Source organism: Flintibacter sp. P01028, assembly GCF_041925235.1.
In the GTDB taxonomy this organism is placed as follows: domain Bacteria; phylum Bacillota; class Clostridia; order Oscillospirales; family Oscillospiraceae; genus Lawsonibacter; species Lawsonibacter aceti.
This window is the reverse complement of sequence record NZ_JBHEVC010000002.1, coordinates 328,663-349,007: the sequence shown is the minus strand read 5'-3', so window position 1 is coordinate 349,007 and position 20,345 is coordinate 328,663. Positions and strand designations below refer to the sequence as shown.

The following is a 20,345-nucleotide window of genomic DNA, read 5'->3' as shown; positions in this document are numbered from 1 at the left end:
GAGTTCTACCAAACCGAATCGGTCTGGTGGAGCGGAAATAGATAAACTAAGAGGATGTTATGATCGACATTTCGGTATCCAACCTGGTCAAGGAGTTTGAGGTTGGAAAGAAAATTTTAGATGGGCTCACCTTTCAGGTGGACTCAGGAGAGCGGGTAGGCCTGCTGGGCCCAAATGGGTGCGGCAAGACTACCCTGCTCCGCATCCTGACAGGCGTGGTGGACTGCGACGAGGGAGAGGTGGTCACTGCCCCTGGGAAGCGGATAGGGCTCATCTCCCAAATTCCGGTCTATCCAGTGGGATACCGGGTGGAGGATGTGCTAGACACCGCGTTTCAATCTCTGCGCGACATGGAGGAGGAGATAGCTTCCATCGCCCAAAGAATGGCGGCCGGACACCATGATCCTGCCCTGCTGGCCCGCTATGACAGGTTGAGCGCCTCGTTTCAGACAGGCGGTGGCTATGAGATGGATACCGCGAAAAATAAGGTGTGTAACGGCCTATCCATTCCACGGGCGATGCGGGAGCAGCCCTTTGACAAGCTGTCCGGCGGGGAAAAGACCAGGGTAAACCTGGCCAGGCTGATTCTGGAGGACACAGACATCCTCCTGTTGGATGAACCCACCAACCACCTTGACCTACGGGCCACCGAGTGGTTGGAGGAGTACCTGGAAAAATTCAAAGGTACGGTCCTGGCTGTATCTCATGACCGCTATTTCCTAGATTCCGTGGTGGACCGGGTCATCGAGATCAAAGAGGGAAAGGCGGAGTTTTATTCTGGAAACTATTCCTTCTACGCGGTGGAAAAGGAGCGGCGCTATGAGGAGCAGCTCAGGCAGTATGAGAAGGAGCAGGCCAAGATCGAGCAGTTGGAGAAGGCTGCCCAGCAGCTGCGTATCTGGGCCTACTCAGGCAACGACAAGATATTCAAACGGGCCCAGTCCATGGAGAAGCGCATCGAGCGGATGCGTACCACCGACCGCCCCAAGAAGGAGCGGAAGATGGAGGTCCGCTTTGGGGAACGGGAGTTTCGAGGGGATGAGGTGCTGTCCATCAAAGGGCTGGAAAAGTCCTTTGGGGAGAGAAGGCTGTTTTCTGATGTAAATCTGGAAGTGGAGGGCGGCGAGCGCGTTGCTCTGCTGGGGGACAATGGAACCGGAAAATCTACCCTCATTAAAATTTTAATGGGGGAGGAGACGCCCGACGGCGGAAAGCTCCGCCTGGGCCCCACGGTACGGATTGGCTACCTTCCCCAGATCATCCATTTCAGCCACCCGGAGCGCAACCTGGTGGATACCATGATTTACGATTTGGACTGTACTGCTCAGACCGCCCGGAATCGATTGGCCGCCTTCAAATTCCGAGGGGAGGATGTGTTCAAGCCCGTGTCCGCCCTGTCCGGCGGGGAACAGTCACGGCTGCGGCTGTGCATGCTGATGGACTCCAAGATTAATCTGCTGATCCTGGACGAGCCCACCAACCATCTGGATATCCAGAGCCGGGAGTGGATCGAGGAGGCGGTGGAGGAATACGAGGGAAATCTTCTTTTTGTGTCCCACGACCGCTATTTTATCGACCGATTTGCCACCCGTATCTGGATGCTGGAGGGCGGCCGCATTACCGATTTTAAGGGCAGCTATCAGGAATTCCAGGCCGTCAGGCAGCGGCAGAAGCAGTCTGGTCAGGCAGCCCCGCACCATGCTCCATTTCCAGAGGAGGGGGCAAAAGAGGAGAAACCCAAGCGGACAGGGGGCACCAAGGAACTGGAAAAGCAGGTCAACGCCGCAGAGCGTGCCGTAGCCAAGGCTGAGGAGAGGATGTACGACCTGTCCATTCAGATCGAGGAGGCCGCCGCCGACTATTTGAAGCTCCAGGAGCTGTATGAACAGCGGGAGGCCTTGGAAGAGGAGATCTTGAAGCTGTACGGGACCTGGGAAGGTCTGTCCGCACAGCTGGAGGAGGCCAGGGGATGAGGGCGAGAAGGTCCAAAATAGAGGTAGCCAGTTACAAGGGCAAGCGTTTTGGTCTTGCCTTCAAAGTGATATTGGCTCTGATGCTGGCCGGAGCGCTCACTTTTGCCACTCTGTTGGGGGCGGTTCTCTCCGGGGCCTATGACCACATCAGCGGCGAACCACAGGTGATGATCGTCCTGGGCTGCCAGGTGAAGGAGGACGGGCCCTCCATTCTTCTCCGAGACCGGTTGGATGAGGCACTGAACTATTTGGAGGACCACCCCGATCTGACGGTGGTAGTTTCCGGCGGCCAGGGTCCAGACGAGCCTACAAGTGAGGCCCAGGCGATGGCGGACTATCTGATCGCCAATGGAGTGGACGGGCAAAAGGTTCTGTTGGAAACAGCTTCTCATAATACGGCCCAAAACTTTGCTTATTCCAAAAAGCAAATGGATGAGGCCCAGATAGATTACTCTGACGGGATTTTGGTCGTATCCAATGGGTTCCACCTGACTCGGGCCAGAATGCTGGCCCAGCGAGCGGGTTTTGAGGAGGTATATACTTTGGCCGCGCCTACCAGCCATCTGCCTTCTAGGCTGCATATGTATATCCGGGAGCCTCTGGCCCTGGTAAAGTCTTTTGTGTTTGACCGATAAGGAGTGACCTCATGCTGGACAAGCTTACCGCCATTGAGGCGAAATACAGCCAGATCGAGGCGCGGCTGGCCGCGCCGGAAACCTATGACGATCCGGCCCAGGTGGCGAAACTGAATAAGGAGCAGTCGGAGCTCCAGCCTCTGGTGGAGACCTTCCGTACCTATCGGCGGACCCTAGAGGCCCGGGACCAGGCTCGAGAGCTGATGTCGGATTCTGAGATGAAGGAACTGGCCCAGGAGGAATATTCTCAGGCGATGGAGGACATCCCAAAGCTGGAAAGGGAGCTGCAGATATTGCTCCTCCCAAAGGATCCTAACGATGACAAAAACGTTATTGTGGAAATACGAGCCGGGGTAGGCGGAGAGGAGGCCGCCCTCTTTGCCCACTCCCTCTATCGGATGTACTCCATGTATGCCGAGAGCCAGCGATGGCACTGTGAGGTGGACTCGGCCAGTGAGACAGAGCTTGGGGGCATAAAGGAAATAACCTTTACGATTGAGGGGACAGGGGCTTTTTCCCGCCTGAAGTTCGAGAGTGGCGTCCACCGGGTCCAGCGGGTGCCCGAGACCGAGTCTGGAGGACGGGTCCATACCTCCACGGTGACAGTAGCGGTCCTGCCGGAGATGGAAAGTGCGGATGTGCGACTGAATCCGGCGGACATCGAAATGCAGGTTTTCCGCTCCTCCGGGGCCGGGGGCCAGCATGTGAACAAGACCTCCTCCGCTGTCCGCCTGATTCACAAGCCGACGGGGACCGTGGTGGAGTGTCAGCAGGAGCGCAGCCAGTTCCAAAATCGGGACAAGGCCATGCGTATCCTGGCTTCCCGACTGTATGAGGCCGAGCAAGAGAAGATATCCTCCGAATATACGGCACAGCGGCGCAGCCAGGTGGGCTCCGGCATGCGGAACGAGCGCATCCGTACCTACAATTTTCCCCAGGGTCGTGTTACGGACCACCGCATTGGGCTGACCCTCTATAAGATAGACAGCGTGATGGACGGCGGCCTGGACGAGCTGATCGATGCGCTGGCCGCCGCGGACCAGGCAGAAAAATTGAAACAACAAGAGTAGAAAGCAGGAGAGAGGACTATGGAACTGTATATTCACTATACCAGCCTTCCCCAGGATAAGGAGCTGCCCGATGTGGTGGAGGAACTAAACGAGGTGCTAGAGGAGGGCGGCGTCGTGTGCGGAGGGGAAGACGGCCGCATCGATCTGGAACTGGAGGATGAGAGGCACAACCCTAAATATGCCCAGATGGCGGTGAAGGCCTATCTCCAGCGGGCCGCGTTTGATAAAAATACCACCGTGGAGATCGGCGGCATGGAGATCGGCATTTACGAATGAGGAGCGAGCCATGTTTCACAATGTGATCTTTGATCTGGATGGTACGTTGCTGGATACTATTGACGACCTGGCTGACGCGGGCAACTACGTCTGCCGCCTCCATGGCTGGCCCACCTATACAGTGGAGGAGTACAAGCGGTTCGTGGGAAACGGGATGGCCAAACTGGTGGCCCGTTTTGTTCCGGAGGAGTGGCGTACCCCGGAGGGGGTGGCGGCTATCCTGGAGGAGTTTATGCCCTACTACGATGCCCATAAGGAGGACAAGACCGCGCCCTATACCGGACTTCCAGAGGTGGTCCGGATGCTGAAGGAGGCGGGCGTTTCTATGTCCGTGCTGACCAACAAGGCGGACGAACTGGCAGGACCTGTGGTGGAAAGCTACTATCCGGGTGTCTTTTCTATCGTCCAGGGAGCCATTCCCGGTTATGAGCCCAAGCCGGACCCTGCCCTGCTCCAAAGGCTTATGGAGCGGATGGGAGCAGAGAGGGGAAATACCCTGTTCGTTGGGGACAGCAACGTGGATATCCGTACCGCGAAAAACGGTGGCCTGACCAGTTGTGGTGTCCTGTGGGGATTCCGTGGACGGGAGGAGCTGGAGAAAGAAGGAGCAGATCAGTTGGTTGAGGAACCTCAGGAGTTACTGGAAGTGATTCTCGGCCATGGATAAAACGATTTTGGAGACAGAGCGGCTCCTCCTCCGGGAGATGGGGGACAAAGACTTCCCGGCGCTGTGCCGGATGCTCCAGGACCCAGCGGTGATGTATGCCTACGAGCACGCCTTTTCAGATGAGGAGGCCTGGGAGTGGTTGCGCCGCCAGCAAGAGCGTTATGCTAGAGATGGGATTGGCCTGTGGGCGGCGGTGGAAAAGTCCAGTGGTAAAATGGTGGGCCAGTGTGGCCTGACTTGGCAGGACCGAGGCCAGGGAGACTTGGTAATGGAGGTTGGCTATCTATTGGAAAAAGCCGTCTGGCACAGGGGATATGCCACGGAGGCGGCCCAGGCGTGCCGGAACTATGCCTTCCAGAAGTTGGGCCAGAGAGAGGTTTTTTCCATCATCCGGGACAATAACTTGCCTTCTCAGGAGGTAGCCAGACGAAATGGTATGGAAATCCGGGGACAGTTTATCAAGCATTACTATGGAATAGACATGCCGCATCTGATCTTTTCGGTCAGACGGAAGGCTGAGGATGAGGAGTTTTTGCATTGAACACCCAACTGTTAAACGAGAAGAATATCCAACAGGCCGCCGCTATCCTTCGGGATGGGGGATTGGTTGGGATTCCCACAGAGACCGTATATGGCCTGGGCGCCAATGGACTGAATCCCCAGGCAGTGGCCCGTATTTTTCAGGCCAAGGGGCGGCCCCAGGATAATCCTCTGATTTTACATATTCCATCGATAGACCATCTGGACCGGTATTGCAAGGGGATTCCCCTTACAGCCTATCGGTTAGCAGAACGTTTCTGGCCAGGCCCGCTGACCATGATTCTCGCCCGGCGGGATGTAGTGCCGGATGTGGTCACCGCCGGCCTGGACACGGTGGGAATGCGTTGCCCCGCTCACGCTCTATGCCGGGCTATCCTCAGAGATGCGGATGTCCCCGTGGCCGCACCCTCAGGGAATACCTCTGGGCGGCCCAGTCCCACCTCCGCCGCCCATATGTGGGAGGATATGGATGGAAAGATTGATGCCATTGTAGACGGCGGTCCCTGTGCTGTGGGGGTGGAGTCCACCATTGTGGACTTGTCCTGTGACTCGCCCCGGCTGCTGCGGCCGGGGGGCGTCACCCTGGAGCAACTTGAGGCTGTCCTGGGGGATGTGGAAGTAGACCCTGCGGTGACCCGCTTGATGGGGGCGGGGGAGAAACCCCGCGCCCCCGGCATGAAGTACCGCCACTACGCCCCTAAGGCGCCAGTGACGGTAGTGGCGGGGGAGCCGTCCAAAAGTGCTGGGTACATACTGGACCATGCCGCCCCGGAAGACGGGATCATCTGTTTTGACGAGTTTGTGCCCCTGTTCACGAAACGGCACGAGATGAGGCCTGTCATGAACCTGGGCCCCTCTGCGGATAAGGCGGAGCAGGCCCGGCACATCTTCGACGCCCTGCGTTCCTTTGACCATACAGCGGTGAAGGCCATCTGGGCCCAATGCCCTGACGCTGCGGGCATCGGACTGGCTATCGCCAACCGTCTGAACAAGGCGGCCGGCTTCCATATCATTGAAGTGTAAGAGAAAGGTAACTTTATTTTATGCAATCTCAAATCATCAACAAAATTCCCATACTACGGAGCCTTGAGAGTCACATTACCAGCGGCCCCGCAGCCATGGATGTGATTGCGTCCCTGCGCTATGAAACGGGGGCCAGCGCTGTTGTGTTATACAAGGACTGTCTGGACGAGTCCTTCTTCCGCCTGTCCTCCAAGCTGGCTGGGGAGGTCTTACAGAAATTTGTCAATTACAAAATGCGTCTGGCCATTGTAGGCGATTTCTCCCATTACACCAGCAAGCCGTTGCGGGATTTCATTTGTGAAAGCAACAAGGGCAGTCAGGTAGGCTTCTGGCCTACTGAGGAGGAGGCCCTGGCATGGTTAAACAGATGACCGTTCTAGGCATCACCGGCCCCACTGGAGCGGGTAAGACAACCCTTCTGAAAGAGGTGGAGAAGCTAGGCGGTGCGGTCATTGACTGCGATGCCGTGTACCACGATCTGCTGGAAAGGGATGGTGCCTTACAGCATAGCTTGGAGAAAACCTTTGGGCCGCTCCGGGATGAGCGTGGAGCAATCGACCGAAAGAAGCTGGGTACCATCGTCTTTGGCGACCCGGAGAAGCTGCGACAGCTCAATATCATTGCTCAAACCGCCACAGTGAGGCGCACCCAGGAATTGCTGGAGGGATACCGCCGCAAGGGGATAGCTCTGGCCGCCATCGATGCCATCGCCCTGCTGGAGAGTCCGCTGGCCAAGCTCTGTGACGTTACCCTGGCGGTGGTCGCACCCGCGGAGATACGGGTAAAACGGATCATGGATCGGGAGGGCATCACGGAGGAGTACGCCTGGTTACGGGTAAAGGCCCAGAAGAGTGACGAATATTTTGTGAAAGGGTGCGACCGCACCTTGGTGAACGACTGTGACCAGGTGGAGGAATTTGCCCTCCAGGCCAAGGCGTTGGTAGAATCGATTTTGCAGGAACACATACAATAGAGGTACAAAGGAGGTTTTCCCAATGGATGAAAAAAAAGAACTGACACGGGGCGAGCAGCTTCGCCGGGCCCTGACCTATCAGAAGAAAAACGGCTATGACCGGTTACAGCCCGGTGAGCTGGAGGCCATAGAGGCTTACTGTTCCGGATACAAGCAGTTTCTGGACGGAGGCAAGACCGAGCGGGAGTGTGTGGACCGTACCATTGCACTGGCGGAGACCGCCGGCTTCCGTCCCTATGTCCGTGGCATGGAGCTCAAGCCTGGGGACAAGGTGTACCGGTCCAACCGGGGCAAGGCTGTTATGCTGGCCGTTATCGGCCGAAAAGATCTGGACCAGGGCGTCAACATCGGTGCGGCTCATATCGACTCCCCCCGGCTGGATCTTAAGCAGAACCCTGTGTATGAGGCGGAGGAGCTGGCCTTTTTCAAGACCCACTACTACGGCGGCATCCGCAAGTACCAGTGGGTGACCATTCCTCTGGAGCTCCATGGGGTGGTGGCCTTGAAGGGCGGTAATGTGGTCCGGATATCCGTAGGAAACGGAGAGGGTGACCCCCTGTTTACCATTGACGACCTGCTTCCCCACTTGGGGGCAGAGCAATCTAAAAAGCCCCTGGGAGAGGCCATTCCCGGTGAGAGCCTGAATATTCTGATAGGCAGCCGCCCCCTGGCTGATGACGAGGGCAGTGACCGGGTGAAGGTGGCTGTGCTGGAGCTGCTCAACCGGAAGTACGGCATCGTTGAGGAGGATTTTATTTCCGCCGAACTGTGCGCTGTCCCTGCCTTCCGGGCCTCTGATATCGGCTTTGACCGCTCCATGATCGGAGCCTACGGCCACGACGACCGGGTGTGCGCCTATGCGGCCCTGGCCGCCCTGCTCCAGTTGGATACCCCGGAGCGTACAGCGGTCTGTATGCTGGCTGACAAGGAAGAAATAGGCTCTGAAGGAGTTACGGGCATGAAGTCTGCCTCCTTTGACACCTTTATGGCGGACCTGTGCGCCGCCCAGGGGGTGCTGCCCAGAGCCTGCTATGAAAAATCCTTCTGCCTGTCCGCCGATGTGACGGCGGCCTATGACCCCAACTTTGCCGATGTATATGAAAAGCGCAACAGCGCCTTTGTGAACTACGGTATGGGGCTCTGCAAGTATACCGGAGCCCGAGGTAAGTCCGGCGCCTCTGACGCCTCCGCCGAGCTGGTGGCTTATGTCCGAAAGGTGTTGGACGGTGCCGGTGTGGCTTGGCAGATGGCCGAGCTGGGCAAGGTGGATGCCGGCGGCGGTGGGACCGTGGCCGCCTATATGGCCGAGCGGAACATCGACACCCTAGATGCCGGGGTTCCTGTCTTGTCCATGCACTCTCCCTTTGAAACGGTTGGAAAACTGGATTGTTATATGACCTATAAAGGCATGAAGGCCGTCTTCGAGGCCTGTTAGTCCCAAAAAGCAGATGAAAAAGACAGGGACCGCCCTCTGGCGGTCCCTGTCCTGTCCTAAGGAGGTATCTATGAAATTGGATGAAAAAGCCTGGATGGCCCAATTTTGCCAAGCGGTGAAAGACGAGTTTGGAGGCCGGATCGTCTGTATCGGACTGCAAGGCAGCCGTGGGCGAGGTGAGGAGAGGGAAGACAGCGATATCGACATGGTAGTCGTACTGGACCGGGTGGAGCTGGAGGACTTGGACAGGTATCGCCGGGTAGTGGCTAACCTGCCCTGCCGGGAGCTGCTTTGTGGCTTCGTATCTGGAAAGGAAGAGCTGCTGGCCTGGGAACCGGGCGACCTGTTCCAGTTTTATCACGACACAGCCCCTGTTGTGGGAGATTTGGAATTTTTACGGGGGACATTCGCCAGAGAGGACGCCAGTCGGGCAGTCCATACTGGCCTGTGCAATTTATACCACGGCTGTGTACATAATTATCTTCACGAGCGAGATGAGGCGCTGCTGGCCGCGCTTTATAAATCCGCCGCTTTCACCCTTCAGGCGATATATTGGCTGAAAACCGGGGTGTACGTCAAAAAACATCGAGAGCTGTGGCTGGAGCTAACTGGAGAGGAGCGGTCAGTGCTGGAGCGGGTTCTGGCGTTCCGGGCCGGAGAGGAGCCTGATCTGGAAAAAGACAGCGCCCTCCTGCTTCAATGGGCGGGAGCAACATTGCGAGAGGGCGTGAAGCAGTACTAGACAGCCCTAAAAATGGATCTGCTCATTACGAGTGAACTGTGTTGCCTTCGTGCCTGGGTTGTTTTGCCCGGTCTGGCAGTTATCAAAAAGGACAAGGCTCCTATTCCGGAAGGGAGATAGCAAGGCTAAGTGAGCTGCCTGAAGCGGCAACGCTGAGGGAAACCTCCCCATTATAAAAGAGCTCTCCAAGCGCAACCGCATTTTCCGTGGCAATACCAAGGGTATCATGTACGCTCTGAAACCCGGCTTCCTGGACCGCTTGGAGGTAGGCGTCAACCTCGGCCTCACCAATATCATCCAGATAGACCGCAAAGATTTGATAGCCGGCTGAGTTGCCCTCGGAGACGGCGGTCACGGTGCCAGAGGAAGGTTTGGGTATGGATTGGGTAAAGCGGTTGTCCGGCCATTGATTGGCGGGAGTCAAGGTGGGAGGGGAAGTGGCGCTGCCAACAGTCTGTTGGCCACAGGCGGCCAGCAACAGGATGGCCAGCGTCGATAAGGGGACAAGTATGGCTCGTATCCAATTTCTCATTTCAATTTCCTTTCTAATTTCCAGACTCGGAAGGCCAGAATAATACAGAGGACCAGAAGCAAAGTGGGCAGCCCGACGGACAGCCAGGTGGGAAGGGGTGCGGAGGACACAAAAATAGAGGTGGGGCCATCCACCCCGCCGATGTGTCCCATGTGGGAAGTCCCTGTGGCAAAAAGCTTAGATCCCGTGAAGAATAACTCCAAGGCAAGCGCCAGTTGAGTCAGAGGGCCAACAGCGCATATTGCCGCGATGGAGGTCAGCAGCCAACGCAGCAGCTTCAGATACCGGCGGGCGGTGATCCTCTGGGACTGGTCCATAGCCTGAGAAACAACAGCCTCCGCTTCGGCAGCTGTCAAGCTGTCCCTGGGGTCTTTTTCTCCTCGTATCAGTTCCACAAGTGAGATGCCGAGGGCCTGGGCCAGAGGTTCCAGAAGCTTTACGTCAGGAAACCCCTTTCCAGTCTCCCATTTGGACACGGCCTTGTCTGTGACATTGAGCCGGTCTGCCAACTCTTTCTGGGTCAGGCCCTGTTCTTTCCTCAACTGGGCCACAAAGGCCCCAAAGCGTATGTTATCCATGGGATGACCTCCTTGATCTTTCTCTATTATGAGCATTGCCGCCGCAAAAAGCAACCTACGAAAAGTAGAGAAGCGGTTTTTGACTAAGAAAGGCTCTTCCAGTACAACCTAGAAAGGAGTTTTCATAGGAGGGGTGCTTATTATGGATGAATCTCAAGAGAAAGAGGAACAGCAGACGAGCGAACCCATCATACAGCCAATCATAGATCTGGGGTCCTCCCTGATTCAGACGGACAAAGGGACCATCTACGTGCTGACTATCGTGGGACAGATCGAGGGCCACCAGATGCTGCCCCCCAGCAGCAAGAGTACGAAGTACGAGCATGTTCTCCCTCTGCTGGCCACAGTGGAGGAGAGCCCCCAGATAGATGGACTGCTCATCTTACTGAATAACGGCGGGGGAGATGTGGAGGCTGGGCTGGCCATCTCGGAACTTATCGCCTCTATGTCTAAGCCGACCGTTTCCCTTGTGCTGGGCGGGAGCCACTCAATCGGGGTTCCGCTGGCGGTTTCGGCCAAACGGTCTTTCATTGCGCCCTCGGCTGCTATGACGATCCACCCAGTTCGGCTCAACGGCTTGGTCATCGGTGTACCCCAGACGTTCTATTATTTTGAACGCATTCAGGATCGTATCACACAATTTATCACCGCCAACAGCGGGATCAAGCGGGAGGCGCTGACCAAACTGATGCTTCAGACAGGGGAACTGGCCGCCGACGTAGGCAGTGTGATCTACGGCGAGGAGGCGGTGGAACTTGGGCTGATTGACCAGATTGGCGGGCTGTCTGACGCGCTGTCCTGCCTGCATGGGATGATAGAGGATAGAAAGCAAGCAATAGAAACAGGCGGGCGGGAGTGATCCCGCCCGTTTACATAATGCAAATGAAAAAGACTGGAATTTCCTGTCCTGTTGTGTTAATATAGTATCAGTGATTTTATTGGCTTCTTGCCATTTAGGAGGTAAATACATTGACCTATCCTATGTCCGCTATTCTGGGGTTTGTCCAGGGCGTAGCCGAGTTCCTGCCTATCTCCAGCTCTGGGCACCTGACCTTGTTTCAGCATTTTTTTGGCCTGGCGGAGCCAGATAATTTGTTCAACGTGCTGCTCCACTTTGCCACTCTGCTGGCTGTGTGCATCTACTACTTCCAGGATGTAGCGGAAATGATCGTTGAGTTTTTTCGAGGGATCGCGGCTCTTTTTTCCCGCCATCCTTCCCCTGGTAATCCACCGGAGGCGCGCCGGCTGGTCCTCCTGGTCATCGTCGGTACGCTGCCGCTCTTTGTGGTGCTGCTGATCAAGGATAAGGTGGAGGCTCTTGGATCCAATCCTTATTTTGTCAGCTGTGCTCTGCTGGTGACAGGCTGTATCCTCTTCTGTTCTGACCGAATGGCGGGCGGAAGGAAGAACGCCCGAAACGCCACCCTGAAGGACGTATTGCTGGTGGGCGTGGCCCAGGGCTTTGCCACCATCCCAGGGCTGTCCCGCTCCGGTTGTACCATCTCCGCCGGTATGGCCAGAGGATTCGACCGCAAATTTGCCGTGCGCTACTCTTTCCTTATGTCTCTGCCCGCGGTGCTGGGCGCGACGATCCTGGAGGTCAAAGACGTGCTGGAGATGGAAGGCGGTCTGCCGGAAGGGAGACTACCCATATACCTGATGGGTATGGTCATCGCCGGCGTGGTGGGCTATTTCTCCATCGGACTGGTCAACCTGTTGGCATCCAAGGGCAAGTTTGGCGCGTTTGCCTACTATTGCTGGGGCGCCGGCCTGCTCTCTCTGGTCCTATGCGCCATGGGGTGGACGCTAACGTCGGGTACGATCTGATTTTCCTGGAAAGGTAGGAACCTTTAAGAATGGCAACGACACAAAAGAGATCCGGAGGGGGACGGTCGGCCTCCTCCGGCGGAAAACGGACTACTTCAGCGGCAAGAGCCAAGCCAGCGGCCAAGAGTAGCCGTGCCGACATTTCCTCCCACCGCCCGTTCCGGCGTGAGGTAGGGGCGGTGGTCTGCCTGCTCCTGGCGATCTTCTCCTCCTTTGGATACTTCAAAATGGAGGCGATCTTCATCACCTTCTTTGTGGGGCTGGTCAAGGGACTGGTAGGCTATGGCTTTTGGCTGGTCCCTCCCGCCTTGCTTTTGGGAGCCTATATCCTGGCGTTCCACCGTGGACGGCCGGTCCGTCTAAGGCTGACCTGCGCCCTCCTCCTGCCCCTGATGGTGGCGGGCGTATTCCATGGTATGCTGTCAGATCCGCTTCCTTGGAACGGTGCGCTGGTCAAGGAGTTGTGGAACAGCGGCGAGGCGATGAGATCCGGAGGTGTGCTGGCCGGTGTGCTGGCCCAGGCCTGTGTATCCCTGTTTACCAGCTTGGGCTCCACGATCATCTTTGCCATGGGAGCGATTCTGATGGGACTGGCCGCCTTTGACCGTTCTCTGGTGGATGTGGCGGACTGGGTCTTTAACCGGCCAAAATATGAATATGAGCCAGAGCCGGAGCAGCCACGCCGGAGCCGGACTGAGGAGCGCCAGGGAGAGAGGGCGGCGGAATCGCTGTCCCAGACCCGGACGCGCCGCTCTGAAATCGATATCCCTGTGGATGAGGGACCGTTGGTGGGGAAAGAACCGCCGGCCCCCCAGGAGAAGAAACGGCTGGGATTTTTTGACCGCAAGGCCCGTGTGCCTGCCCCCGACCAACTGTTGAAGGGGTCTACAGAGCAGGAGAGCGTTCCCCCGACAGCAGAGCCCGAGGCTGTAGAGGAACAGCCGCCTGCCCCCGCGGCAGAGCGGCCCCGGCCGATCCCGGTGGTCCCGCCGGTCACTGTGGCGCCGCCGTCCGTACCAGAGGAGCGGCCTGCGGTGCCGCCCACTCCACGGAAGGACGAGCAGCCACAAAAGGTGACCCGCCAGGAGGCGGAAGAAGCGGCAGTTCAGGTGGCACAGGATATCCAGGAAACCATGGACCAGGGCAGCCCGCCTTACCAGTATCCGCCTCTATCCCTGCTCACTGAGGGGACAGGAGATATTGGTGGCGAGGCGCTGGTGGAGCTCAACGCCAACAGGCAGCGCCTCGCTGATACGATCCACTCCTTTGGAATCGACGCCAACATCGTCAACGTGACAAGGGGCCCCTCTGTGACCCGGTATGAGCTGGAACTGGACCAGGGAGTCCGGCTGAACAAGCTGACCAATCTGGCGGACGATATCGCCTTGGCGTTGGGCGCAACAGGGGTCCGCATCGCCCCAATCCCAGACCAGATATCCATGGTCGGGATTGAGGTGCCTAATAAGCTGGTTTCCCCGGTCAATATCCACTCGGTCATCGGCTCTACCGCCTTCACAAACAGCGCCTCTAAGGTATCCTTTGCCGTGGGCAAGGACATTGGAGGAAACTGTATCGTCGGAAACATCGCCAAGATGCCCCACCTGCTCATTGCGGGTACGACAGGCTCCGGTAAGTCGGTGTGTACTAATTCTTTGATCATCTCCCTGTTGTATAAGGCCACTCCAGAGGAGGTCCGTTTGATCATGGTGGATCCCAAGATGGTAGAGCTGGGCATCTACAACGGGATCCCCCATCTGTTGATTCCCGTGGTCACAGATCCCAAGAAAGCGGCGGGCGCCCTTCAATGGGCAGTCACGGAAATGATGAAGCGATACCGCTCCTTTGCCGAAGTTGGCGTGCGGGACCTGGCTTCGTACAATGCTAAGGCCGCAAAGACCGAGGGAATGGAAAAAATGCCCCAGATTGTGGTCATCATCGACGAGCTGGCCGACCTGATGCTAGTGGCGGCGAAGGAAGTGGAGGAGTCTATCTGCCGGGTGGCTCAGATGGGCCGTGCCAGCGGTATGCACCTGATTATTGCCACCCAGCGCCCCTCTGCTGACGTCATCACTGGTCTGATGAAGGCCAATATACCAAGTCGGATCGCCTTTGCCGTGGCCTCCAGCCTGGAGTCACGCATTATTTTGGACATTACTGGCGCAGAAAAGCTGGTCGGCCGGGGGGATATGCTCTATTTCCCGCTGGGCGCCGGGAAGCCAACCCGTGTACAGGGTTGCCTGATTAGCGACCAGGAGGTCGCTTCCGTAGTAGAGTTTGTCAAACGCAGCGGCTCCGCCCAGTATGATGACAACGTCATGCAGGAGATCGAGCAGCACGCCGCCGAGAAGGAGAAGGGAACAAAAGGTGTAGGCGGCTCCGCTCCGGATGAGGTCAGTGATGAGTATGACGAGCTCATCGATGCGGCGGCGGAGGTTGTGGTGGAAACAGGGATGGCCTCTGTTTCCATGCTCCAGCGCCGACTGAAGCTGGGCTATGCCCGTGCTGCCCGCCTGGTGGACCAGCTGGAGGAAAAGGGGATTGTAGGTCCCTTTGAGGGCAGCAAACCCCGCCAGGTCCTGATCACTAAGGAGCAGTGGCAGGAGCTGAAGTATCGGCAGGGGGTCGGGGCGCCTCCTCCTCAGACAGAAGCGGAAATACCAGATCGAACCGATTTAGACAGCACCCAGGTCGATCCGCCCTTTGACGTGGAGGAGTCTCTGGACCGAGCGGAAGAGGATACCCTATAACCCAGGATACGGACAGCAGACCGGATGACAGGCGGTGGACTGAATAGAGGGAGTGGGAGAGATGGAACCATCGAAAAAGCGGGCGGTCCGGCTGTTTACCCTGGTGATCGCCCTTACCGCTTTGGCCAATGGCCTGGGAAGCAGTATTTTTTCCAATTATTTTAATGAGGTCTATCATATCGATTCGATCCAGCGCGGATTCATTGAGATCCCCAGGGAGAGCCCCGGGGTACTGTGCATGGCACTGGTGGCGGCGCTGGGATCTCTGGGCAGCCTGTGGATGTCGGTAGTGGCGCAGCTGCTGCTGTTGACCGGTTTGGTTGTCATGGGTCTGTTTAGCCCCAGCTATGGGGTGATGCTGGTTTTCCTGTTTATCCATTCCTTGGGAATGCACCTGTTCATGCCTTTGAATGACGCCATCTCCATGGATCTGGCGGAAAAGGGGAAAGTGGGGACAGCCTTTGGAAAGTTCAAAGGAGTCAACACATTCTTTTCCATGGCGGCGGCGCTGATGGTCTTTTTAGGATTCCGGTTCGGCGTGTTCCACTTTGGGGAGGGCTTTATCCTGCCCTTTGCCATTGGGGCGGCGGCCACAGCGGCAGCGGTAGTATTGCTGGCCCGGATGGCAGTTAGCATACCCCGGCAGAGCGGCCATGTGAAAAGTCATAAACTTTTATTCCGGCGTGCCTATATGCCCTATTACATGGTTACTTTGGCCTACGGCTGCCAGAAGCGAATCAAAATTGTCTTTGCGCCATGGGTCATCATCAACCTGCTGGGTCAGGGGGCGGATACGGTCGCCCTGCTAACCATTGTGGTCCACTTTGTGGGGACCTGGTTTGCTCCCCTGATTGGCCGCCTGCTGGACCGGATGGGGGTGCGCAGGATGCTCTGGCTGGAGGCCGGGTATATTGTCCTGTCATTCACCGCTATGGGCCTGCTGGCGGGGCAACTGGCTGGTGGAGCTTTCTCTTCCGGCGGCTGGCAGACCTGGCTGGTGTTCGCGGCCTATATCCTCTGTGTCCTGTTTGAGCAGTTCAATATGGTCCATTCTTTTATGATGCGTTCCATGGCATTGGACCCGGGGGAGGTGACCCAGACCCTGTCTGTGGGACTCAGTGTAGACCATGTGATGGCCATTGTCGCCTCGCCCATCATGGGGCTGATCTGGGAGGGCTGGGGAGTCCAGTACGTCTTTTATCTGGCGGCGCTGTCCGCCATCCTGCAGCTGGCTGCAGCCGGTATGGTGGGAAAAACAGAGCTGTCTAGGGTATAAATATTTCATTTTTATTAAATTTGCCTTGTGCCCCTTTACAGGAGCGACTTTTTAGAGTAGACTATTATTAGGTTTTTAGACAGGAGGTGCCCAGAATGGAAGAAATGGATTTTACCAGAAAATTTAGTCTGGGGGACCAGCGGGACCTGGAGATCAAGGCCATCTTGGCCTCTGTCTATCAGGCGCTGCAGGAGAAGGGGTATAACCCCATTAACCAGATTGTGGGCTATATTTTGTCTGAGGACCCCACCTATATTACCAACCACAACAATGCCAGAGCCTTAATCCGCAAAGTGGACCGGGATGAGCTGCTCCAGACCTTGGTCAAATATTATCTGACACACTGATGACCGCAAAGCGGCCCGCCGACTGGCGGGCCGCTTTTTTGATAGAAAAGGAGGGGGCATGATGAAGGACTTTTATAGAACCTATCCTCAAGTAGCGTTATGTGGCCTGAACTGCCTGCTCTGCCCTATGAACATCGGAGGCTGGTGTCCCGGATGTGGCGGGGGAGAGGGAAATCAGAGCTGTCCCCGTGCCCGGTGTGCCCGGGAGCGAAATATCGGTGATTTCTGTTACCGCTGTGAACAATACCCCTGTGAACTCTATGAGGGGATGGGGGACTATGATTCTTTTGTGCCCACACGGCGCAGGGGCGCGGACCTGGACAGAGTCCGTGAACTGGGGCCGGAAACCTATGTGCGGGAGCTGGAGGAGAAGCGGGCTATTTTGGAACTGCTAGTAGGGGAATGGAACGACGGACGGAAGAAAAGCTTTTACACCACAGCGGTCTACCTGTTGGAGCTGGATGACCTGCGCCATGCTGTCCAGCAAGTGACTTCCCTTTCCAGAAAAGAGATGTCTGAAAAGGAGCGTGCGGCCTGTATGACACAGGCCCTTCAGAAAATCGCAGAGCAGCAGGGGTTAGTACTGAAGCTGAATAAAAAACAAAAGAGAAGAAGTAGAGGGAAGCATTTATGAATATTTTGGTGAGCTACTGTTTTTTAGGGGAACCCTGTCGGTATGACGGCTGCAGCCGTCTGGACCGCCAAGTCATCGAACTGCACAAAGCGGGACATACGCTGGTCCCGGTGTGTCCTGAGGTGCTAGGAGGTCTGGACACTCCCAGGGCGCCGGCCGAGGTGCAGGCGGATGGTAGGGTCATCACCGAAGATGGAGAGGATGTCACCGACGCATATCGGGCGGGGGCAGAGGCGGCCCTTAAAATCGCAAGAGAGCATAGCTGCACGGTGGCGGTGCTCAAAGCCAGATCTCCGTCCTGTGGCTGCGGCGAAATCTATGACGGCAGCTTTACCCACACCATCAAGGCCGGATGGGGCGTCACGGCCCGTCTGTTGGCAGAGGCGGGCCTTCGGGTCATGGACGAGGAAAATTTGGAGAGTTGGCTATATGATCCGACGGCGTGGCCATCTGAGATGTAACTGTATCGTACATCAGAGCAAAATCCATCGAAAAGGGTCAGACGATAAAAAATTTAAGGGCCATTGACCCCGTATGAAACTCTCCGCCCCGGAGATACTGGAAACACAGTATCACTGGGGCGGGAGGTTTTTATATGCAGCACAAGGTGGAAATTTGCGGTGTTAATACATCAAAGTTAAAGGTGCTGAAAAACGAGGAGACCCGTGCGCTGCTGTTGAGAGCGAAGGAGGGAGACCAGCAGGCCAGAGAGGAACTGATATCGGGGAATTTACGCTTGGTCCTGTCTGTGATACAGCGATTTTCCAACCGGGGCGAGAATGCTGATGACCTATTTCAGGTGGGCTGCATTGGGCTGATGAAGGCTATCGATAACTTCAACACGGACCTGGATGTTAAGTTTTCCACCTATGGAGTGCCTATGATCATCGGAGAGATTCGCCGCTACTTGCGGGACAACAGCACTATGCGGGTATCCAGAGCGATGCGGGATACGGCCTACAAGGTGTTGCAGGCCAAGGAGGCCTATATCGCTCAACACCAGAAAGAGCCCACAGTGGAGGAGATCGCCAACATCCTGGACATCAAACGGGAGGAGGTGGTCTTTGCGCTGGACGCAATTTTAGAGCCTGTGTCTCTCTATGAGCCAGTGTACTCCGACAGTGGGGATACCATATGTGTGATGGACCAGGTCAGGGACAGCAAAAATACAGATGAGATGTGGTTGGAGCGCATCGCACTGAAGGAAGCGGTGTCGCACCTGTCTGAACGGGAGAAAAAGATTTTGTCTATGCGTTTTTTTCAGGGCAAGACTCAGATGGAGGTGTCCGCTGAAATCGGAATCTCGCAGGCGCAGGTATCTAGGCTGGAAAAGAATGCATTAAGGCAGATACGGAAAGAGATGTAAAGAGGCCGCCTGACAGATCCTGTCAGGCGGCCTCTTAAAAACAGTTGTGGAGAAAATACGTTTAGACAGTGGCGGGGTTGAGTACGTCGTTTTTACGCATGACCCATTCACGCCAAATAAAGATACCCAGGAACAGGGCGGCTACCAGGATGCCCAGCGGGTAGGCCAAGGTGGTGGACATATTCAGACATTCAGGAGCCTGGACAAAGTAGGTCACAGAGACAGCGGACATAAAGGTAGCGGGTAAAGCAGCCATGAAACAGGCTACAGGGGGGAAGCCGTTGCGATGCAGATAGACGGCGCCAGCCCACAGGACCATCATAGCCAGGGTCTGATTGGACCAAGAGAAGTACTTCCAGAGAGTAGCGAAGTCACCCCACTGGGTGATCAGGGCTCCTATGCCCAGCACAGGGACAGACAGGAGCAGACGGTTCTTCCAATTGCCCTGATCGATTTTGAACCAGTCGGCGATGGTCAACCGGGCGGAGCGGAAAGCGGTGTCGCCGGAAGTGATGGGACAGGCGATGACACCCAGCAGGGCCAAGACACCACCGACAGGGCCCATCATAGAGGAACAGATGTTCTCGACAACAACGGACTGACCACCAGCCAGCGCCTCGTTCAGAGCAGCCACATTGCCATAGAAGGTGACACCAGCAGCAGCCCAGACCAGAGCGATAGCGCCCTCAGCGACCATGGCGCCGTAAAATACCTTCCGCCCCTCTTTTTCAGAGGTCATGCAGCGGGCGACCATGGGGGACTGGGTAGCGTGGAAGCCGGAGATAGCGCCGCAGGCCACAGTGACAAACATCTGGGCCCAGATAGGAGTGTTGGTGGGGTGCCCCATCCCTTCCACGCCGATATACTGCCACATTTCAGGCATCGCGGCGCGGTAAGAGGGGTCGATCAGCATTACACCCATGAGGCCAAGGGCCATGATGATGAGGCAGGCCCCGAAGATAGGGTACAACTTGCCAATGACCTTGTCAATGGGAAGGAAGGTGGCGATAAAGTAGTAAATCAGCACGACAGCCAGCCAGAAGTTGGCATCCAGTGTTTCAGGAGTCAGAATAGCCAAAAGCTGGGCGGGGTTCTTGGAGAAGTTGACGCCGACCAGGATCAGCAGGACTACCGAGAAGACACGCATGACCTGCAGCATGAATTTGCCTAAGTAGATGCCCACGATTTCAGAGATAGAGGCGCCGTCGTGGCGCTCGCTCATCATGCCGGATAGGAAGTCGTGGACACCGCCGCCCAGGATAGTACCAAAGACGATCCACAAATAGACACGGGGCCCCCAGCAAGCGCCGGCCAGGGCACCAAAAATAGGGCCAAGACCTGCGATGTTCAAAAGCTGGATCAGGAACAGACGCCAAGTTTTCATTGGGGTGTAGTCCACGCCGTCCGGATGGGCGACCGCCGGGGTCTGACGGTCATCCACACGGAACACCCGCTCAATGAGACGGCTGTACAGTGCGAATCCCACCACAAGGACTACGAGGGAGATCAGGAACGTGATCATAAATTTCTCCTCCTCTTAATTTGCTTTTCCATGACGAAAGACATGAAAAAGGCCTTTATTTTCCACTAAAGGTCTGGGAAGCAAAGGAAACTTTGAGCTATCCCTTAAAAGGCGGCTTCATTATATCACGCTTCTTGAGAAAATCAACCCCCAAATCGAAATTTTTACTAAAATTTTGTAAA

Annotated in this window: 22 protein-coding genes; 19 read left to right on the top strand and 3 right to left on the bottom strand. The window is 56.4% G+C overall.

Annotated elements, in window-relative coordinates:
- Positions 1-59: 59 nt before the first annotated feature.
- From abc-f to ACEVJK_RS05895, 11 genes are all read left to right on the top strand, one after another.
- On the top strand, positions 60-1,973 hold the full coding sequence (abc-f, locus tag ACEVJK_RS05945; protein ID WP_374740205.1) for a ribosomal protection-like ABC-F family protein: 1,914 nt from the start codon (positions 60-62) through the stop codon (positions 1,971-1,973).
- Positions 1,970-2,608: a YdcF family protein gene (locus ACEVJK_RS05940; protein WP_374740204.1), complete on the top strand. Its 639-nt coding sequence runs from the start codon at positions 1,970-1,972 to the stop codon at positions 2,606-2,608. The genes abc-f and ACEVJK_RS05940 overlap by 4 nt, the downstream gene beginning before the upstream one ends.
- Positions 2,609-2,619: 11 nt before the next feature.
- Entirely contained in the window at positions 2,620-3,678 is a 1,059-nt protein-coding gene (prfA, locus tag ACEVJK_RS05935) for a peptide chain release factor 1 (RefSeq protein ID WP_147571895.1), read from the top strand.
- Positions 3,679-3,696: 18 nt separating this feature from the next.
- A complete protein-coding gene (locus ACEVJK_RS05930) occupies positions 3,697-3,954 on the top strand; it encodes a hypothetical protein (protein ID WP_147571894.1) in 258 nt (85 codons plus the stop codon).
- Positions 3,955-3,964: 10 nt separating this feature from the next.
- The gene (locus ACEVJK_RS05925; protein ID WP_240287585.1) at positions 3,965-4,621 is read left to right on the top strand and encodes an HAD family hydrolase; all 657 of its coding nucleotides are present in this window, start codon (positions 3,965-3,967) and stop codon (positions 4,619-4,621) included.
- Positions 4,614-5,162, top strand: coding sequence for a GNAT family N-acetyltransferase (locus ACEVJK_RS05920; protein WP_186852621.1), 549 nt, complete (start codon positions 4,614-4,616; stop codon positions 5,160-5,162). Before ACEVJK_RS05925 ends, ACEVJK_RS05920 begins: the two co-directional genes overlap by 8 nt.
- Positions 5,159-6,184 carry an L-threonylcarbamoyladenylate synthase gene (locus ACEVJK_RS05915; RefSeq protein WP_240287587.1) on the top strand — a complete coding sequence of 342 codons (1,026 nt, stop codon included), beginning with the start codon at positions 5,159-5,161 and terminating at the stop codon, positions 6,182-6,184. Before ACEVJK_RS05920 ends, ACEVJK_RS05915 begins: the two co-directional genes overlap by 4 nt.
- A 20-nt stretch (positions 6,185-6,204) precedes the next feature.
- Complete coding sequence (locus ACEVJK_RS05910; RefSeq protein ID WP_186852619.1) at positions 6,205-6,555, top strand: DUF4180 domain-containing protein; 351 nt, start codon at positions 6,205-6,207, stop codon at positions 6,553-6,555.
- Entirely contained in the window at positions 6,540-7,157 is a 618-nt protein-coding gene (gene coaE, locus ACEVJK_RS05905; protein ID WP_240287589.1) for a dephospho-CoA kinase, read from the top strand. The genes ACEVJK_RS05910 and coaE overlap by 16 nt, the downstream gene beginning before the upstream one ends.
- A 22-nt stretch (positions 7,158-7,179) precedes the next feature.
- Positions 7,180-8,592: an aminopeptidase gene (locus ACEVJK_RS05900; protein WP_240287591.1), complete on the top strand. Its 1,413-nt coding sequence runs from the start codon at positions 7,180-7,182 to the stop codon at positions 8,590-8,592.
- Between the two features lie 70 nt (positions 8,593-8,662).
- Complete coding sequence (locus ACEVJK_RS05895) at positions 8,663-9,334, top strand: nucleotidyltransferase domain-containing protein (protein WP_374740203.1); 672 nt, start codon at positions 8,663-8,665, stop codon at positions 9,332-9,334.
- 100 nt (positions 9,335-9,434) lie between these two features.
- On the opposite strand, the gene ACEVJK_RS05890 is transcribed toward ACEVJK_RS05895, so the two are convergent.
- Positions 9,435-9,866 (bottom strand): hypothetical protein, encoded by a 432-nt coding sequence (locus ACEVJK_RS05890; RefSeq protein ID WP_374740202.1) that lies wholly within the window; start codon positions 9,864-9,866, stop codon positions 9,435-9,437.
- Positions 9,863-10,444 (bottom strand): helix-turn-helix transcriptional regulator, encoded by a 582-nt coding sequence (locus ACEVJK_RS05885; RefSeq protein WP_340405754.1) that lies wholly within the window; start codon positions 10,442-10,444, stop codon positions 9,863-9,865. The genes ACEVJK_RS05890 and ACEVJK_RS05885 overlap by 4 nt, the downstream gene beginning before the upstream one ends.
- Before the next feature lie 142 nt (positions 10,445-10,586).
- Between ACEVJK_RS05885 and ACEVJK_RS05880 the strand changes: the two genes are divergently transcribed.
- From ACEVJK_RS05880 to sigG, 8 genes are all read left to right on the top strand, one after another.
- Entirely contained in the window at positions 10,587-11,303 is a 717-nt protein-coding gene (locus ACEVJK_RS05880) for a ClpP family protease (protein ID WP_147571884.1), read from the top strand.
- Between the two features lie 110 nt (positions 11,304-11,413).
- Positions 11,414-12,271, top strand: coding sequence for an undecaprenyl-diphosphate phosphatase (locus ACEVJK_RS05875; RefSeq protein ID WP_374740201.1), 858 nt, complete (start codon positions 11,414-11,416; stop codon positions 12,269-12,271).
- Positions 12,272-12,300: 29 nt separating this feature from the next.
- On the top strand, positions 12,301-15,018 hold the full coding sequence (locus ACEVJK_RS05870; RefSeq protein ID WP_374740200.1) for a DNA translocase FtsK: 2,718 nt from the start codon (positions 12,301-12,303) through the stop codon (positions 15,016-15,018).
- 61 nt (positions 15,019-15,079) lie between these two features.
- Positions 15,080-16,294, top strand: a complete 1,215-nt coding sequence (locus ACEVJK_RS05865) for an MFS transporter (RefSeq protein ID WP_147571882.1) — start codon at positions 15,080-15,082, stop codon at positions 16,292-16,294.
- A gap of 95 nt (positions 16,295-16,389) precedes the next feature.
- The gene (locus tag ACEVJK_RS05860) at positions 16,390-16,641 is read left to right on the top strand and encodes an IreB family regulatory phosphoprotein (protein WP_147571881.1); all 252 of its coding nucleotides are present in this window, start codon (positions 16,390-16,392) and stop codon (positions 16,639-16,641) included.
- Positions 16,642-16,702: 61 nt separating this feature from the next.
- Positions 16,703-17,275, top strand: coding sequence for a DUF3795 domain-containing protein (locus tag ACEVJK_RS05855; RefSeq protein WP_374740199.1), 573 nt, complete (start codon positions 16,703-16,705; stop codon positions 17,273-17,275).
- Positions 17,272-17,736, top strand: a complete 465-nt coding sequence (locus tag ACEVJK_RS05850) for a DUF523 domain-containing protein (protein WP_147571879.1) — start codon at positions 17,272-17,274, stop codon at positions 17,734-17,736. The genes ACEVJK_RS05855 and ACEVJK_RS05850 overlap by 4 nt, the downstream gene beginning before the upstream one ends.
- 134 nt (positions 17,737-17,870) lie before the next feature.
- On the top strand, positions 17,871-18,641 hold the full coding sequence (sigG, locus tag ACEVJK_RS05845; protein WP_147571878.1) for an RNA polymerase sporulation sigma factor SigG: 771 nt from the start codon (positions 17,871-17,873) through the stop codon (positions 18,639-18,641).
- 61 nt (positions 18,642-18,702) lie between these two features.
- Here the strand turns inward: sigG and ACEVJK_RS05840 are convergent, their stop codons facing one another.
- Positions 18,703-20,163 (bottom strand): carbon starvation protein A, encoded by a 1,461-nt coding sequence (locus ACEVJK_RS05840; protein WP_147571877.1) that lies wholly within the window; start codon positions 20,161-20,163, stop codon positions 18,703-18,705.
- Between the last annotated feature and the right edge of the window lie 182 nt (positions 20,164-20,345).